Source organism: Ruegeria sp. YTSA168, assembly GCF_059610045.1.
This window is the reverse complement of record NZ_JBXWMW010000001.1, coordinates 452,705-469,535: the sequence shown is the minus strand read 5'-3', so window position 1 is coordinate 469,535 and position 16,831 is coordinate 452,705. Positions and strand designations below refer to the sequence as shown.

12 protein-coding genes are annotated in these 16,831 nt (G+C 58.1%); 8 read left to right on the top strand and 4 right to left on the bottom strand.

From position 1 onward, the window contains the following. The first annotated feature begins 22 nt into the window (after positions 1-22). Positions 23-829: a hypothetical protein gene (locus tag AC2FFE_RS02365; RefSeq protein ID WP_496845742.1), complete on the top strand. Its 807-nt coding sequence runs from the start codon at positions 23-25 to the stop codon at positions 827-829. Here AC2FFE_RS02365 and AC2FFE_RS02360 read toward each other — a convergent pair. Both AC2FFE_RS02360 and AC2FFE_RS02355 read right to left on the bottom strand, forming a co-directional pair. Next, entirely contained in the window at positions 822-6,110 is a 5,289-nt protein-coding gene (locus AC2FFE_RS02360) for a beta-ketoacyl synthase N-terminal-like domain-containing protein (RefSeq protein ID WP_496845741.1), read from the bottom strand. The genes AC2FFE_RS02365 and AC2FFE_RS02360 overlap by 8 nt on opposite strands. Further along, positions 6,076-6,858: a thioesterase II family protein gene (locus AC2FFE_RS02355; RefSeq protein ID WP_496845740.1), complete on the bottom strand. Its 783-nt coding sequence runs from the start codon at positions 6,856-6,858 to the stop codon at positions 6,076-6,078. The genes AC2FFE_RS02360 and AC2FFE_RS02355 overlap by 35 nt, the downstream gene beginning before the upstream one ends. A gap of 228 nt (positions 6,859-7,086) precedes the next feature. Between AC2FFE_RS02355 and AC2FFE_RS02350 the strand changes: the two genes are divergently transcribed. The 7 genes from AC2FFE_RS02350 to AC2FFE_RS02320 all read left to right on the top strand — a co-directional run bounded on the left by AC2FFE_RS02350 (position 7,087) and on the right by AC2FFE_RS02320 (position 14,128). After that, on the top strand, positions 7,087-7,644 hold the full coding sequence (locus AC2FFE_RS02350; RefSeq protein WP_496818736.1) for a hypothetical protein: 558 nt from the start codon (positions 7,087-7,089) through the stop codon (positions 7,642-7,644). 9 nt (positions 7,645-7,653) lie between these two features. Further along, a complete protein-coding gene (locus AC2FFE_RS02345) occupies positions 7,654-8,424 on the top strand; it encodes a COG1470 family protein (protein ID WP_496845739.1) in 771 nt (256 codons plus the stop codon). A 30-nt stretch (positions 8,425-8,454) separates the two neighbouring features. Further along, on the top strand, positions 8,455-9,159 hold the full coding sequence (locus AC2FFE_RS02340; protein ID WP_496818734.1) for a hypothetical protein: 705 nt from the start codon (positions 8,455-8,457) through the stop codon (positions 9,157-9,159). Between the two features lie 285 nt (positions 9,160-9,444). Beyond that, positions 9,445-10,395 carry an ABC transporter substrate-binding protein gene (locus AC2FFE_RS02335; protein WP_480827618.1) on the top strand — a complete coding sequence of 317 codons (951 nt, stop codon included), beginning with the start codon at positions 9,445-9,447 and terminating at the stop codon, positions 10,393-10,395. Between the two features lie 84 nt (positions 10,396-10,479). Next, the gene (locus AC2FFE_RS02330) at positions 10,480-11,517 is read left to right on the top strand and encodes a quaternary amine ABC transporter ATP-binding protein (RefSeq protein ID WP_353008051.1); all 1,038 of its coding nucleotides are present in this window, start codon (positions 10,480-10,482) and stop codon (positions 11,515-11,517) included. Further along, a complete protein-coding gene (locus AC2FFE_RS02325; protein ID WP_496818733.1) occupies positions 11,510-13,099 on the top strand; it encodes an ABC transporter permease in 1,590 nt (529 codons plus the stop codon). Before AC2FFE_RS02330 ends, AC2FFE_RS02325 begins: the two co-directional genes overlap by 8 nt. Positions 13,100-13,153: 54 nt before the next feature. Further along, the gene (locus AC2FFE_RS02320; protein ID WP_496818732.1) at positions 13,154-14,128 is read left to right on the top strand and encodes an arginase family protein; all 975 of its coding nucleotides are present in this window, start codon (positions 13,154-13,156) and stop codon (positions 14,126-14,128) included. Here AC2FFE_RS02320 and speB read toward each other — a convergent pair. Both speB and AC2FFE_RS02310 read right to left on the bottom strand, forming a co-directional pair. Then, positions 14,125-15,093, bottom strand: a complete 969-nt coding sequence (gene speB / locus AC2FFE_RS02315; RefSeq protein WP_496845738.1) for an agmatinase — start codon at positions 15,091-15,093, stop codon at positions 14,125-14,127. The two genes, AC2FFE_RS02320 and speB, sit on opposite strands and share 4 nt — an antisense overlap. Positions 15,094-15,165: 72 nt before the next feature. Further along, a complete protein-coding gene (locus tag AC2FFE_RS02310; RefSeq protein ID WP_496845737.1) occupies positions 15,166-16,686 on the bottom strand; it encodes a trimethylamine methyltransferase family protein in 1,521 nt (506 codons plus the stop codon). Positions 16,687-16,831: the final 145 nt, after the last annotated feature.

Here is a 16,831-nt window from a genome sequence, read left to right as displayed (position 1 = left end):
CCGCAGCACTAAAGGGGCTGAGATGGCTAAGGCAACCCGCAAACAACCCGCAAAACGCGCGCGCGCGAAGGCGAAACCAGCGGCGCCAGAGCCGCAGCCAGAACCCGTTGAGCCGGTTCAGGAGGTATATGAGAACAGGGCCAGCTCTACCAGCGGGCAAGATACGCCCCATGGCCTTGGCAAACAGGCCGAATTGCAGGCCGCGATGGAAGAAAGCTATCGCCAGTTGCAGTCCATCTACACCGCTTTCACGCAACAATACACGGATGCCGGGACCCAGTATCAACACCTGACGGAACAGGGCTATGTTCCAGAAATGGCCGATTTGTACAAAGAGTTCACCGAGACGCGCGGAGCCGAGATCGCGCAGGAAGGTTTGCAGCTTGCGATCCGCTATGCGGCGTCGGCTCAGGTGCTGTCCAAGCGCTATACGGATGAGTTGTTTCAGTTTCTCAACAGTCGGGGCATGAGCCGTTACGCAGCCGAAGGCGCGACGGCCCCGCAGGCGGCAATCACATTGTCCGGGCCTGCGGGCAATACGCTTTCAGCCAGTTTTGAGGTCGAGAACAGCACGGCGGTTAGCGTCAGTCCGCGCGTGTCAACAACGCCGGTTCTGGATGAAGATGGCGTTGCAATCGAAGGGGCCATGATCGATGTGATCCCGGACCTGATCAATTTGGCACCGGGTCAAAAGCAATTGGTGAAGGTGATGGTGCCTGTCGACGCTGATCTGTACCGCGCCGGGCATTGCTATTCGTCGGCGCTGGTCATCATTGGATTAGGACAGGCGCGTAATCAATTAATAACGCTGGAAATTGATATCAGTTGATCGGGCGTTTCAAACGCCATATCCGATAGCTCCATTCACCGGATTTCATGGACTCGTAGACCGCTGATCCAGGGGCTGCCAGGAAATTACTCATCTCCTGATCACCTCCGAACGCGCCTAGGCGCGAGGCCGCGATTTCATCGCAGGACAGCAGCACGTTCTGCGTGATGTCGCGCTCGTCTTCGAGGTTAAAACCGAGGTCCTTCAACAGTTCGAGACATTGGTTGAGTTTTCCCAAAGGCAGAAGGTCGGTGTACAGAAACGCCCCGCCGGGTTTGAGGACCCGCATGACTGAGGCGTAGAAACGCTGGATCGCGGGATAGGTGTGCGAACTTTCGATATTGGTTACCGCGTCGAACTGTCCATCATCGAATGGCAGGTTTTCGGCATCACCCTGTACAAAATTCAAACGCGAATCTGTATGCGTTTTGCGGCAAAACTCGATTGCGGCGCCGGACAGGTCCAACCCGGTGACAACGGCGGGATCGAAGAACTCAACCAATGTGCGGGCGGTGCCGCCGCGCCCGCAGCCCACATCCAGAACCGACGACCCATCGATCGGGTGGGCCCCGATGACCTCAAGCGCCAGTTTGACTGAGTTCCGGTTCATCATCTTATCGTTCAGGGGAACATCGGACGCCTCGGGCGCTCCGTTCGGCGTGTAGCCATAGTTCAGAAAATGCGCGAAGGTTCCGAAGCCTGAACTGTCAAGCTGCTTGGTGACATCGTCATACATGTCCTGAAAGCTTTTCTTTGCGCCTTCCAGGTTCAGATCGGGCTCTGGCAGCGGCGGTGGTACAACCTCCTCAGCGGTCGGATTTTTGGTGGATGTCCCCATATTGGCTTCGATAATCGGGGCAAGCCCCGCAATGGTCGGCGTGTCGAAGATCTGGCCAACCTCGGGGTTGTAGCCAAACCTCTCTTCGATCCGCATGGTCATCTCAATGGCGAGCAGGGAATGTCCGCCCAACTCGAAAAACTTGTCATGGATGCCGACCGGGGATAGGCCCAGCAGGTCTTCCCAAATCCCCGCAAGGATGATTTCCATGTCCGTTTTCGGCGCTTCGAACGGGTTGCTGAGGTTGGGGCGACTGTGACCTGTTGCCGTGGCCTCCGCAGTTTTGGGAGTGGCGGTGAACTCGACCCATTCTGCAAGCCGTGTGTTCAGCGGTGTGGTCGATATGGCGATCTGATCGGTATGCAACGCAGATAGTCGGTTCAGCGCTTCAATCCCATCTGCGGGAGAGATTGCATCTTCCCCATGCGTCTGATCGGCAAAGGCCCATTGATCCCAGTTGACGCTGATCCAGCGCGTTGGTGTCGGCTGCGACGCGGCAAATGTGTCCAGCATTTGATTTGCCACCGCGTAGTAGCCAAGGTTCAACCCACCCAGAACAGCCGACAGGGATGAGCCCAGCAGGATAAAATCCGGGGCGTGGTCCTGCAAGACATGCGCAAGCGCGCGGGCACCGTTGATCTTTGGTGCGATCTGGCTGCTCAGGTCTTTGGTCGCCAGATCACTGAGTTTGCCAAACCCGCTGCCGACATTTCCTGCCATGTGAAAGACGCCGTCTATGGGGCCGAAGGCGTTGGTGGCCTGCGACAAGGCCACCTGCAGGGCGTTTGCGTCACAGACGTCTGTCTTCAGAATCAACAGATCTGTCTTTCGATCCAAATCCAGCAACCTGCGCGCCAGCATTGCCGTTTTATCGAACTCATTGGGATCGGCGGCCAGCGCTTCCCATTCGGATTTCGCAGGCGCGCCCGAGCGGGACAGAAGCACCAGCTTGGCCCTGTAGCGCTCCGCCAACATATCAGCCATCGCCAGTCCGATATTGCCTAAACCGCCGGTGATGACATAGACGCCGCCGGGCTTGAAAAGACCCGAGGTTTCGACCGGCTCCAGTGGTTGCGCCTGATAGCTGAGGCGATGCCGTTTCCCGTTGATATATGCAACCGAAGGAACAAACTGTTGCGCCTGCATCTCGTTCAAAAGCCAGTCTGCAAGGCGGTCCGCAGATGGCTTACTTCGATCGCTTTCCGCGATGTCGACCGAGGTGACGCGCAGCGAGGGAACCTCCTGTCCCAACACCTTCGCCAGCGCAAGGGTGGCCGAGCTTTCCACCCCCATCGTCTTGTCGGACCGTCCGGGCTGCGCCTGTGCAGTCACCGAAATCATCCGAAGCTTGGCAAGCCCACTGGCTTTGGTGACAGCCATGGCCGCATTCTGCATCGCAACCACGTTGGCCTCGGCGTCCTCAAGCGCGAGAGGCCACAGGTAAACGATGTGCGAAATAGGGTTGTTATCGTCTCGGATCGCACTGGCAAGCCGGGTGAAATGTTCTGAAGTGGTTGGATCGACCGAGAATGCGCCATCCTTGCGTCGCATGAATCGTGATGAGGATGTGACGGTGGTTACGGCGATGCCCTTGTCGCTAAGCGTTTTCTGCAAGGTTCGGGCCGCCGGGCTTTTGTCGCTGAAAACCAGCACGCGCACAACTTTGGACAGGTCTTCGATGTCCGTAATCGGAGCGTCTTCCCACTTTGGCACATATCCCCAATCGACCATCGCCTTGCGTGTTGCCGCGGCGTCCACGCTGGGGTCCTCCGCGCCGCCAACCCAATAGCTATCCCGCTCAAACGGGTAGAGGGGCACCGGGACTTTGCATCGGGTCTCTTCGGCGTAGTATCGGTGCCAATCGATCTCGGCCCCATGCGCCCAAAGCTGACCCAGCGTATCGGTCACCAAATTAGCCTCAACCTGCGGGCCGGGCTTGCTGTCCATTGAGGGCAGGGCGACCGAACCGCTCCCACTCAGTTGCAACCCGGCAAGGTTGGTCAGAGACCTGCCTGGACCTACCTCAAGGAAAATCGCATCAGGCTGGCTCAGCCCGGCTTTGACGCAGTCGGCAAACCGCACCGCGCTGCGCAGATGCATCGCCCAATAGGCCGGATCAGTCGCCGAGGTTTTGGTTAGGACGGTGCCGGTGAGGTTCGAATAGGTGTCGATCTGCGGTGCGCGCAATTGAATGCCTTCGAACGCAGTGATGAAGTCGTCTAAAATCGGATCCATCATCGCCGAATGGAAGGCGTGCGAGGTGCGCAGAAGCGTGGCTTTGACCTTCTGGTTTTCCAGCCGCTTTGCCAGCCGTTTGATCGCGGGGCCTGGTCCGGCAACAACTGTCATTCCGGGGGCGTTCACGGCGGCGATAGCTATGTCATCTGGCAGTAGCGGGCGCAGATAGGTTTCCTCTTTCGGAACGGCGAGCATCGCGCCCGGCTTGCATGACGCCATCAGCGCCCCGCGCCGCGCCACCAGCGTTGCCGCGTCCTTCAATGTCATCACCCCGGACAATGTCGCCGCAACGTATTCGCCGATGCTGTGCCCGATCATGGCCCTGGGTCTTACACCCCAAGATATCCAAAGTTGCGCTAAGGCGTATTCGACAGCAAACAATGCGGGCTGTGTGAATTGGGTCTGCTTCAGCTGTTCGGCCGCGTGTTCCCGGTCAGCCTTCTTTGGAAACACGATAGGTTTGATGTCCAGCCCGCTGTCATCCCGAAAGGCGCGGCAGCAACGGTCGAAGGCTTTGCGGAACACAGGTTCTGACAGATATAGACCCTTGCCCATATCCGGGTATTGCGCGCCTTGGCCCGAGAACATGAAAATGACGGGCCGATCCTCACCACTCGATTCGATGGTGCGCACCTTGTCGCTGTTATTCGCCAACAAGGCCAATGCACTGCCTGCGGGGTTTTCAGCGTCTACGCGCACGTAACGCCGATGCGCAAACCGGGTGCGGCTTGTCTGTGTCGTGTAGGCGATATCGGCTAGTTCAGACGGTCCCGCAGACATGATGTGGCGTGCATGCGACAGCGCCAACCGGTCCAGCGCTGCCTCGTTGCGGGCGGACATGACGATCAGCTGCTGTCTACGTCCCGGCCCGGATGGGGCCTGTTTCGGAGGTTCTTCTAGCAAGATATGGGCGTTGGTTCCGCCAACTCCAAACGAGCTGACACCGGCGCGGCGCGGTCCGTCTCTTGCCACCACCTCAGTCATGTTGCGGTTGACGAAAAAAGGACTTGCAGGGAAATCGATACCGGGGGCCGGGACGTTAAAATGCGGGTTCGGGGGGATCGTGCCGGTCTCGGTCACCAACGCCGCCTTGATCAACCCGGTTACGCCTGCGGCGCAACTCAGATGTCCGACATTGGCTTTGACCGAACCAATGGCGCAGAACTGCGTATCCTCGGTGGATTTGCGGAATACGCGCGATAGCGCCGCGACCTCGATTGGGTCTCCCAGCATGGTGGCAGTTCCATGCGCCTCGACATAGCCGACCGAGCGGGGAGGGATGCCTGCCATCTCGAAGGCGGCTTCAATCGCGCGTGCCTGACCATCGGCACTGGGCGCGGCATAGCTGACCTTGTTGGACCCGTCGTTGTTGTGGCCAAACCCCCGGATCACGGCGCGTATGCGGTCTCCGTCGCGCAGGGCCTTATCTAGCCGTTTGAGCACGACCAACCCAACGCCGCTGCCCACGATGGTTCCCTGCGCCGCCGCATCAAAGGGACGGCACTGACCGTCTGGGGACAGGATGCCACCGGCTGCAAACAAATAGCCGCGCCGCTGCGGAACCTTGACTGTAACTCCACCGGCCAGGGCGATGTCGCAGCTTTCCTCCAGCAGGCTCTGGCAGGCCAGACAAGTCGCAACCAGCGAGGTCGAGCAGGACGTTTGAACCGTGATCGCCGGGCCCGTCAGGTTCAGCTTATAGGCCACCTGCGTGGCCATGTAGTCCTTGTCATTGGTGATCATCAACTGCATGCCGTCCAGAAAGCCCAGACTGTCAAGGTTACGGTTGATCAGGTACAGATAGCCCGACAGTTCACAGCCGCCGAAGACGCCGATATCGCCTTTGTAGCGGTCGGGCACATAGCCTGCATCCTCAAGCGCATGCCAGGCGCATTCCAGAAACAGGCGGTGCTGCGGGTCGGTCAGTTCCGCGTCGCGTGGGCTGAACCCAAAGAATTCGGCATCAAACTTGTCGACGTCGTCCAACAGGGTGGCCTTGTTGACGTAGTTCGGCAGCTCGTGCAGCTCTTTCGGGACCTGTGCGCCCTCCATCTGTTCGGGCGTCAGCGTCGTGACGGCTTCGTGACCGGCCAGCAGGTTTTGCCACAACTCATCAACACTGGCCGCGCCGGGAAAGCGGCCCTGCATGCCGATGATGGCAATCGACGCGTCATCCGGCGCGATGGAGGTCCTTTGCGTGTTCATTCAGGGTGTCATCAACATAGTCGAATAGGGTGTCTGAGAAATCCGGGTTGGAAAAAGGAAAGAAATGATCGCCCGCAAACAGGCGGCATTCAAACCGGCTGCGGGTGCGGTTCCGCCAGCCCAGAATGCTGCCGAAGGGCACCTGAGGGTCATTGTCCGAGCCGACAGCGAAGATCGGGCAGGGCAGCGGAGGATGCTTGCTGACGTGGTCAGCCTCATAGGTTTCGAGCAGCGCAAAATCGGCGCGCAAGGCGGGCAGCATGCGATCCATCAGATCGGTATTGGCTAGTACTTCGGGCGGCGTGCCATTGATGGCTTCAATCTCGGCCAGAAACGCGGGTCGAGGCAGACCAGATATCTTGCGGTCGCGTTGTGCCATCTGCGGGGCAGGGCCTGCGACGATCAACAGATTGGGGGGCTGCTTGTTGTCCGTCAACGCGCGGGCGACTTCATAGGCCAGAAGGGCGCCGAAACTATGGCCGAAGATGGCAAAGGGCCGGTCGGTCAAAGGCTGAAGACGCGTCATAATCGACTCGATCAGATCAGGCCAGTTCTGCACCGGCGATTGATCCATAAGCTGCCCGCGTCCTGGAAGCGTGACGGCCCGCACATCCAGAACCGGCGCAAATCCGCTCATCCAGTCGTGAAAGCGCTCACCAGCGCCACCTGCATGCGGAAAACAGATCAACCGACCCGAAAGCCCGGCATGGGTAGGGTTCTGCGGAGTCAATGCGATTTCTACACTCACAGCGTCTGTCACCTCTGGTGATACCCATATGCGCGGCGCGCACCCAACCACTGATCTGGCCCAATCATAGCATGAAATTGCCGCTTTGACCCTGCCTTGCTGGGCCAGCCCAGGTTCTGGCGTGAACCGAGGGGCAAAATATGCTACCCTAGCGATACTTTTTGCACAGTTTTCGTGCCAAACGCTTACTCAGGTGCAGCCAGCACCGGATTGGATTTGGAGGTGACTATGCCAGGCGGCGGCAAAGGTGGCGGTGGCAGAAGCACCGTAAACGTCAATAACGGGCCCATTAACATCGACTCTGACACCGACGCGGATGTCACAATCAATGGCTTGGATGATATCGGCGTCACGCTGAATGGCGGGCAACGCCCGATCCGGACCGAGACCAAGCTCGAAGGCGGCGATCCGTTCAAGACGGAAAGCGTTCAGGATCTGAAGATTTCGGAACCCATAGTCAGCGAAAACACCACTGATCTGACGCTTGAGATCAAACCTCTATCGGTTGATCTGAAACCCGTGGCGCTGGATCTGTGTACGACCGTCAATTACGGCAAGCTTCCAACCGGGATCATCCGGCAGCCGTATCATCACCATATCGGCGTAACCTATATGGGCGTCGAATATTACGGCGTGACCTATAGCGGCGAAAGCAAGCAGGTCTACGAAGAACTGCCCTTCCGCCCCTCGGTTCAGCTGCCGGCGCAAAGCACGGCCCCTTCGGGTGGCGCACCTGCGGCAAAACCGGGCCCATCTTCGGGCGGCGTGAAAATCCACATCAAATAGGGGCGCGACATGGCGACGGCTGCAAAGAAAAAGACCCCAGATGTCTCACTTCTAAAGCCGCTTGTTCTGGTAGGCGCACCCAGTGCGCTGCACGGTACCTTGGCGTTGTCGAACACAGGTACTGAACGCAAAGCCCTTCGGGACTTGACGCTGACGGAGGTTGAACCCAAGACGCGGGGTGCCAAGGCCCAGCCAGTGCTCTCAGCAGATTTGCCGCGGGTCAAACTTCGTGCGGGGGCGAGTAAATCTGTTCCGGTCATAGCAACACTAAACCCATCAACTCCGCCGGGCGTCTACAAGATGTCCCTGCCGGTTGATGGCACAGACCATCCGGTCGAGGTGATCGTTACCGAGGTTGTGGATTTCGAAATCACACCGGATGACGTGTTTCTGGTCGGTAAACCGGGGGCCAAGATCAAAAAACTGATGGTGTTCCGAAATCACGGCAACATTCCGATAGACGTCCCCGCAATCGGTGCGATCCAACTGGATCTGGACCTGCTGCACTGCCGTGCACAGCGCGAGATGCTCAAGAAACTGCGCGATACGGACCGGACCTTGGATGACGTGATGCGTGCCATGTCGCTGAGCTATGATGCGGAGTTGGAAAGCTTCACTCCGCTGAAGGTCAAGAACGATGCTGTGACCGTTGGCGCGGGAGAGACGGTATCGCAACTTTGGGAATTCACGATACCGGGCACCATTCCAAAAGGCGTCGATGCCACGGCGATGATCCGGGTTTCGTCTGAAACCGTGACAGTACACATCTTGGCGGTTTGAACGCGGCGCCCGGAATAAGGAGGCAAGACCATGCAAAGGACGATCACAGGACATTCCGGCGAGTACGGAAAAAAGGCCGAAGTCTTTTACGGGTACTGTTATAAGACGCAGGGTATGCGCATGATGGATTTGGACGACTACTTAGGCAATTTGCGGGAAGGATATGTTCAGCTTCAGGCCTACACGCAGGGATACTATTGGGCGCCGGATGGCCGGTATTCGGGCGTTCCTATGGGGAAAGGCTGCGGCTGCGATTGCGATACCAAGTCTTATGACAGTTGTTGCGATTGCTGCATCTGTGAAGGTGATGTGCTGATCGAAGCCCGCTGTTCGGAACGCCGGGTGATTTCTCTGACTTTCGCTAATGATACACGCCGCACGCGCGAGGTGACGCTATCGCTGAGCAGTTTCACCACCGCCAGTGGGCACGATCTGGGGTGGACAGCCGCCCTGTCCGACACAAAGTTCGAGCTTGGCCCCTGCGAAGAAAGGGTGGTGCAGTTGGTGGTCAATGTCGATTGCGCAGCCTTCCATAAAAACGGTGCCTCTGGATCCGCGGCAGCAGGGCGTGGCGACAAGACCAAGGAAAGACATCTGGATGTTGATCGATGCGAAGTGGCATATGCCAGGGTCAGTGCGGATGGCTGTATCTCTCGCCCTGTTCTGGTTGCTGTTGCCGTCTTGCCGAACCATTGCGACAGCTATGTCGCTGCATGTAAGTGCGGGTGCTGCTAGGCGGTTATTGTTGGCACCGCAAACGCCGCTTGCCCGTTCGCAAGGCGAAGCTGCGCGCGTATTTCGAAAAAATCGTAGGTCTGTTTGGATAAAGTAAAAACTTGCCGATTCGGGCTATGTCGACCTTGAAGCGCGATAGCTTCGCATGTTTGACTTTTGGAACATGTGTTTTGCTCACAATCAAACGCTAACAATCTGAGAACGCACATGTTGTCAACAGAATAAGCGCGCGCGCCGGGACGCCCCGAAAGACTGCGCGCTACATGTCCAACATGGAGAGACCTGATGAACAAAATTTCGATGCTACTGGGTGGCGCATCTGCAGTGGTCGCTTTGCCCGCATTTGCGGCCGACATTGTGATCGGCGTTCCGAACTGGGCCTCGGTCAACGCAACGGCGCATATCCTTGAGGTTGTGATCGAAGAAAACCTGGGGCTGGATGTCGAGCTTCAGAACGGAACGAACCCGATCGTGTTTGAGGCGATGGACAGTGGGTCCATGCATGTCCACCCTGAGGTTTGGATGCCAAACCAGCAAAACCTGCACGACACGTACGTAAAGGACAACGGCACGGTCGTAATGAACCAGAACCCGGTTCAGGCTGAACAAGGTATGTGCGTACCGACCTACATTGCCGAACAGTATGAGATCAAATCAATTGATGATCTAAGCGATCCGGACAAGATGGCCATTTTTGACACCGATGGGAACGGAACCCCGGAAGTATGGATTGGCGCGCCTGGCTGGGCTTCAACCGTGGTTGAGAAGATTCGTGCTAAGTCATATGGCTATGATCAAATCTTCGACCTGACTGAGTATGAAGAAACGATTGCCTACGCAAACCTCGCCAACGCCACCAAGGCGGGCGATCCTTGGATCGGCTTCTGCTACAGCCCGCACTATATCTTTGTGACGCAAGAGTTGACCGTTCTGGAAGAGCCGCCCCATGATCCGGCAACCTGGACCATCGTGCAGCCCACGGATGATCCCGATTGGCTGGCTAAGTCTGAGGCGTCCTCGGCTTGGAATGGTGCGACCCTGCACCTGCACTATGCTAAGGAGTTGGAAGAGGCCTATCCCGAAGTTGCGGCTCTGTTTGCTAACTACCAGATGCAGGGCGATGACCTGAGCGCGATGGGCAAGGCGCTGGCCGTGGACAATGTCGAAGCCGCAGATTTCGCGCGCCAATGGGTGTCAGATAACGAGGACACCGTGATCGGCTGGTTGACCAACTAAGCCACACATATCCGGGCCGTTGCGAAAAATCGCAGCGGCCCGTTTCCTATCTGCCTGGCGCAACGACGCCTTCATGGGGGGCAAATGGACGAATCTGTCGTAAAACTTGAAAATGTCTGGAAAATTTTCGGCAATCGCGCTGCCGAGGCCATGGATGCCGTTCTGAAAGAAGGGCTGACCAAGGCTCAGGTTCTGGAACAATATGGCTGTGTTGTTGGTGTACAGGATGCCAGTTTCGAAGTCTCGCGAGGTGAGATATTTTGTATCATGGGTCTGTCTGGTTCAGGCAAATCCACTCTGGTCCGGCATGTGAATCGCCTGATCGAGCCCACCGCGGGCAAGATCGAAATTCTGGGTAAGGATGTTTCCGCCATTTCCGAGAACGAATTGCGCCGCATCCGGGCGCAACAGATCGGGATGGTGTTCCAGCATATGGCGCTGATGCCACACCGGTCAGTGCGCGACAACGTTGCCTATCCGCTGGAAATCCGCAAAGTGTCCAAGTCCAAGCGCTGGGCGGTATCGGATCACGCACTGGGTCTTGTGGACTTGACCGGGTACGAAGACCGCCTGCCCAAAGAACTGTCAGGCGGGATGCAGCAGCGTGTGGGGATTGCAAGGGCGCTTGCCTCGGACCCTGAAATTCTGCTGATGGACGAACCTTTCTCGGCCCTCGATCCGCTGATCCGGTTGCAGTTGCAAGATCAGTTCAAGGCGCTTGTGGCGCAGTTGAAGAAGACAACGCTGTTCATCACGCATGACCTGGACGAGGCCATTCGCATTGGACACAGGATCGCCATCATGAAAGATGGTGTGATCGTTCAGATCGGCACCCCGGAAGATATCGTGATGAACCCGGCAGACGATTATGTGCGCGAGTTTGTGCAAGGCATCTCGAAACTGAAACTGGTCAAGGCGCATTCAATCATGGAGCCGGTCGCCAGCTATTCGGGGTCGCTGGATGGTGCCCCCCGCGCGGATGAAGGCGCAGATCTCGATCAACTGATTGATCTGGCCGTCAACACAGAGATGCCGGTGGTCATCACAGACGCAGGTGCAGACGTGGGTGTTGTAACCAAACCGCGCCTGCTGCGCGGAATTCAGGGGGGCAAAAATGACTGATGCAGCCATGGAAATGAAAGTCACCGCCGCCTCGGATATCGAAGTCGATCGCGAGGCGCTGGATCAATCGATCCACGAATTCGCAGGACCGAATGGCGACTACTATGTCAATGCGTTTCACAAGATCCATGACGCAACCAGCCCTGTCCCGAACACGTTCAACCTTTGGGCTGCCGTTCTAGGGCCATTCTGGTCGGCCTCGCGGGCCATCTGGGGTATGTTCTGGACCTTTCTGATCCTTGAAATCATCGCCTGGGTTCAGATCGGACGCGGTGCCTGGGGAAATCCCGGCGCGGATTTTGCTGATCGGGCCGCGCGCCAACAGGAACGCGCGAACGAGTTGTTGGGCCGGGCCGCTGAAGCGACCGCGCAAGCAGATATCGACCGGTTCACAAAACTGGCTGAAAACATCCAGAAGGCCGCAGATACCAGCCTTGAACGCGCGCTCGCCGCGCAGTCTGAGGCGACGGGTATCCTGTTGACCGGGCTTCTGATGCTGCTTGTTTTCAAGGTGGTGCAGGGGTTCTATGCTGATCGTATTTACGAAAAGCAGTATTCCAACTGGCGGATCAATCCGGGCAATGTTGAAAGCGGGCGCTCGACCCGAAATATCGTGATGGGGGCGATCCTGATCGCGGCTATCGGTCCGCTGATCGTCTACAAGTTCACGGTAAATGCATCGCTGCCTTTGCTGGATGCTTTCCCCGAGAAGGAAGTCTCTGCAGTCTTCTTGGGTGAGGGCGGAGGCACCTTGTTCTCAGCGCTTGCCAGTTGGATGGAGGCGCGGATAGATGCCGCCGCCGCCGCTGGGGGCGATGTGTTTGATGGGATCGTTGCGGGGGTCCGCTCGGTTCTGGATGCGCTGACCATTGCGCTGATCGGATCACCCTGGCCGGTGGTCATGCTGGTCATCTGCGTGACCGCGTGGCGCGCGGCTGGCCCTCGGGTCGCGATCTTCACGGCTGCGTCCTTGGCGTATATCGCACTGCTGGGATATTGGGATGTGGCGATGGAGACGGTTGCTCTGGTGGGTGCAGCGGTGATCCTGTGCGTCGTGTTCGGCATTCCGCTTGGCATTTGGTTCGGCAAGTCTCAGCGCGCCTATCGCGCAGCCGAGCCGGTGTTGGACCTGATGCAGACATTGCCTGCTTTCGTCTACTTGATCCCGATTATCGCGTTCTTCGGTACGGGTAACCCACCCGGTATTCTGGCCACGATCATCTTTGGCATGCCCCCCGTGATCCGCCTGACAGCGCTGGGGATGCGCGGGGTGCCTGACAGTATCAAAGAGGCTGCGGTCGCCTTTGGTGCGTCGAAATGGCAGCTGTTGAAGGATGTGGAGATTCCACTGGCCTTGCCTTCGATCATGACCGGTGTGAACCAGACCATTCTGATGTGTCTGTCGATGGTGGTGATCATCTCGCTCATCGGCGGTGGCGGTCTGGGCAAGGAAATCCTTGAAGCGCTGCAATACGCGGCCAAGGGTCCGGGTCTGCTGGGCGGCTTTGCCATCCTGTTCTGCGCCATGGTTATTGATCGGATCGTACAGGGCGCCTTCCGGCGAGAAGACGAGAAAATCTGAACATGCGCGCCCCCCGGTTCCCGCCGGGGGCGTTTTTCTGTGAGGGAGAGCGAAATGGTGGATCGTTACGAACAATCCATGATGGACAATCTGTATTGGTGGGGCGTGCCGACGCTGTTTCGCTGCCCCAATATTGGCCCCGAAGGTCAGGACATCGCCCTGGCTGGCGTACCTCATTCGACAGGCAATGGCACAACCGAGCGGGATCAGCATCTGGGTCCACGCGCGCTGCGCCATGTCTCGGCCGTACAGCGCAGAGTTCATTCTCTGTTTCAGATCGACCCGTGGACCAGTGCGAAGATCGCAGACGTAGGCGATGTGCCCTTTCCCCGCGCCAATGACAACGAAGCCTGTATCGAGCAGATCACCAGGTTCTACAAAGATATTGACGCCGCAGGTGCGCGCCCGGTTTCCATTGGCGGCGATCACTCGATCACCGGTGGCATTGTTCAGGCGCTGGGCTGTGGCAATCTGGCAGGCGGCGAGCCGGTTAGCTTTCTGCATCTCGATGCCCACACGGATGTGTTCACCAAAGTGGATCACTTCCTCGGCGCCAAGAAATCAGCGGCGCATTGGGGCGCGTATCTGGCCGACCAAGGGCAGGTTGACCCAAGCCGATCTATGCAAATCGGCCTGCGGGGACATCCGCGCAGTCTGGACTGGCTTCAGCCGTCTTATGACTATGGCTACAACATCGTCACAATGCGCGAATTTCGCCAACGCGGCCTCGCCGATGTGGTGTCGCAAACGCGCGAGGTTTTGGGTGACCGCCCGGTCTATATCACGTTCGATCTGGATTGCCTCGATCCGACTGTTGCGCCCGCTGTGTCCAATCTGGAACCCGGCGAGAAGGGTTTTGATATTGATGAAGCCGTGGGCATACTGCACGCTGCGCGCGGTCTGAATATCATCGGCGGCGACGTGGTCTGCATGATGCCCACCAAAGATAGCCCGAACAACATCACCGCGCTGACAGCGGCGGCGGTGATGTTCGAGATGATTTCGATGATTGCCGAAAACGTCAGTTAGCGGCGCGCGTCCACGGCCTGTGCCAGTACACAGAGCAATTCGAACATCAGCGAAATCCCCAACCACGAGGTGCCTCCGTTCGGATCGAACGGGGGGGCGACCTCGACCAAATCCGCGCCCATAAGGTTCACGCCGGAAATCTGGCGAATAACCTGTTGCGCCTGAAAGCTGTTGGGGCCGCCGATTTCCGGCGTGCCGGTGCCAGGCGCATAAGTCGGATCGACAAAGTCGATGTCATAGGTGCAGTAGGTTGGTGCAGTGCCGACAATCTGTCGAACCTCGGCCATGACATCGTCGATGCCACGGTCGAACAGCTCTTCGATGCGAATGATGCGAATACCCTGCGCCTCGCCCCATTCGATATCCTCGGTGTTGTAGGCGGTGCCGCGAATGCCGATCTGCACAAAGCGTTTAGGATCGACCAGACCCTCCTCGACCGCGCGGCGGAAAGGGGTGCCGTGGGTGAATTTGTGACCGCCGAAATAGGTATCGAACAGGTCGGTGTGACTGTCGAACTGGATCAGACCCAGCGGGCCGGACGATGCCAAGGCGCGCAGGACGGGCAGGGTGGTCAGGTGATCCCCACCAGCGGTAAGCGGGGTGATGCCATCTGCCACCAGACGACTGTAGAAGCTGGTCACGCGATCCAGCGTGTCGTCAATGTCCACCGGGTTGGGCGCAACATCGCCCAGATCGGCGCAGTTCACCAAGGAAAACGGGCTGACGCCGGTGACCGGGTTCATGGCGCGGATCATGGTGGAATAGTCGCGCAATTGCCGGGGACCATGCCGCGCGCCGGGCCGGTTTGTCGTGCCGCCATCCCAAGGGATGCCGACCAGTGCCAGATCGACGTCTTTGAACCGCTCGTGTTCGGGTGTCAGGTTCGGCAGGCGCATGAAGGTTGGAACACCCGCAAAGCGGGCAAGCTCCATCGCTGATACCGGCTGAAAAAACGCGTCTGCCATGGTGACCCCTTGATCCTTATCTTCCTGCGAGCCTAACCGGCTGGCGGCGTGCCGCCAATCGATTGTTTGGAGTTAGTAGAGAATGTGAAACCGTTTGCGGATCTCTGCGTCCTGCTCGGGCGTCAGATAGGCCGGGCGGTGCGTTTGAAGGGTTTCGATCGCCTGTTCGCGGGCGTTGGTCCAGGCGTCCTTTGCACCGTCTTCTTGCCATGTGCGCGGCTCGGTTCGGTCTGCAAGGGCAGGGTAGAAATAGTCCCGCTCCATCGCCTCATAAGTATGAGAACTGCCAAGAAAATGACCGTCGCCCAGAACCGACTGGCAGATCGCCTCGAAGCCAAGGTTTTCTTCGGTGACCTCGATCCCCCGCAGCGCGCGATAGGTGTGAGAGTGCATTTCGTTGTCCAGCACAAAGGCTTCAAAACTCGCGCCCAGCAGCGATGCGGTCATGCCTGAGCTTTCATAGATCAGATTGCCGCCCGCCAAAGCCGCCGCCAATGAGGTCATGCCCTTCTCGACACCATATTGCGCGTCAATCGCCTTCGCATCGGTCATCGAGGCTGCAACGCCCGAGGGCAGGCCCAGCCAATTGATGATCTGGGCCGAGGCGGCGTTCAGGATGGCAGTCTCGCCGCTGCCGCCCGCAAAGGCCCCAGTCCGTAGGTCGACGATGAAGGGCCAGTTTGAAAACACCATGGGAAAGCCGGGCTGGATCGTGTTGACCATCACAAGACTGGCCAGGGTTTCCGCCAGCGATTGCGCCAGAAACCCGGCCAGCGTAGCGGGTGCGGTTGCCCCGGCCTGTGCGGCAGTGATGCAGGACATCGGGATGTTGTGACGGACGCATTCATAGACAACGTCTACCGCATCTTCACCATATCGCAGCGGAGAGATCACGGGGCTGATATGTGCCTTCAGGAACGGTCGTTTGGAAAACGCACCGGGGCCTCCTGCTGCGATATCCAATAGCGAGACAATCGGGGCCACATGCTCGGCCAGAGTGAACGAGGTCGCGACGGGTTTCGTGGTGTTTTTGACCAGCGCATAAGCGGTGTTCACGTCCAGATCGAACACATCAGGCACATCCGTTGCCACGCAGCATCGGGTGAACCAACTGACATTGGCCAGTGTGTCCTGTAGCCGGGTGAAATCATGCAGGTCGGCAAGGGTTGAGGGGCGATAAACACCGCTCTCAAGGTCCAGCGTCTGAACCGCAGCGCCTCCGGTTCCAAAAAACACCCGATCGCCACCGACTTCGATCGAGCGGGCCTCGTCCCGCCCATGTAGGGTGAAGGTTTTGGCGGCTGTGCCGATTGCGTTTTCAACCATGCTGCGCGGAAACCGAACGCGGTCTTGTTCAGCCTCCAATGCGCCCGCCGCCAATAGATCCCTGCGCAGCCGATCCGGAACTTCGCCCATTCCGAGTGTTTCCAACAGGCGAAGCGCGGTGTCATAAATCCGGGAAATCTCGCCCTCGGTCAGTGGTTTGTAATACCCCCCAACCTGACCAGGAGCGCAGGGGTCAACCTCGGGCTTGGCTGCCCGTTGCGCATGGCGGGCCTTGCGACCACTTCTTCTGTTTCCGTCCGATGCCATGCGGGGGCGTTCCTTTGTCTTATCTGGACCCACCGTAAAACTCACATATTGTTTCCCGCAAAACCAGAAATCAGCCTTTTGAAATCTAAAACCATAGTTTCGATTTTTTCAAACTCGCAAAACCTGCGTTGCTGATAGGCTGGGT

What these genes read in the sequence shown, in the direction of transcription:
- AC2FFE_RS02365 (WP_496845742.1), top strand. Translation starts at nt 23, where the DNA reads ATGGCTAAGGCAACCCGCAAACAACCCGCAAAACGCGCGCGCGCGAAG.
- AC2FFE_RS02360 (WP_496845741.1), bottom strand. Translation starts at nt 6,110, where the DNA reads ATGAACACGCAAAGGACCTCCATCGCGCCGGATGACGCGTCGATTGCC.
- AC2FFE_RS02350 (WP_496818736.1), top strand. Translation starts at nt 7,087, where the DNA reads ATGCCAGGCGGCGGCAAAGGTGGCGGTGGCAGAAGCACCGTAAACGTC.
- AC2FFE_RS02345 (WP_496845739.1), top strand. Translation starts at nt 7,654, where the DNA reads ATGGCGACGGCTGCAAAGAAAAAGACCCCAGATGTCTCACTTCTAAAG.
- AC2FFE_RS02340 (WP_496818734.1), top strand. Translation starts at nt 8,455, where the DNA reads ATGCAAAGGACGATCACAGGACATTCCGGCGAGTACGGAAAAAAGGCC.
- AC2FFE_RS02335 (WP_480827618.1), top strand. Translation starts at nt 9,445, where the DNA reads ATGAACAAAATTTCGATGCTACTGGGTGGCGCATCTGCAGTGGTCGCT.
- AC2FFE_RS02330 (WP_353008051.1), top strand. Translation starts at nt 10,480, where the DNA reads ATGGACGAATCTGTCGTAAAACTTGAAAATGTCTGGAAAATTTTCGGC.
- AC2FFE_RS02325 (WP_496818733.1), top strand. Translation starts at nt 11,510, where the DNA reads ATGACTGATGCAGCCATGGAAATGAAAGTCACCGCCGCCTCGGATATC.
- AC2FFE_RS02320 (WP_496818732.1), top strand. Translation starts at nt 13,154, where the DNA reads ATGGTGGATCGTTACGAACAATCCATGATGGACAATCTGTATTGGTGG.
- speB (WP_496845738.1), bottom strand. Translation starts at nt 15,093, where the DNA reads ATGGCAGACGCGTTTTTTCAGCCGGTATCAGCGATGGAGCTTGCCCGC.
- AC2FFE_RS02310 (WP_496845737.1), bottom strand. Translation starts at nt 16,686, where the DNA reads ATGGCATCGGACGGAAACAGAAGAAGTGGTCGCAAGGCCCGCCATGCG.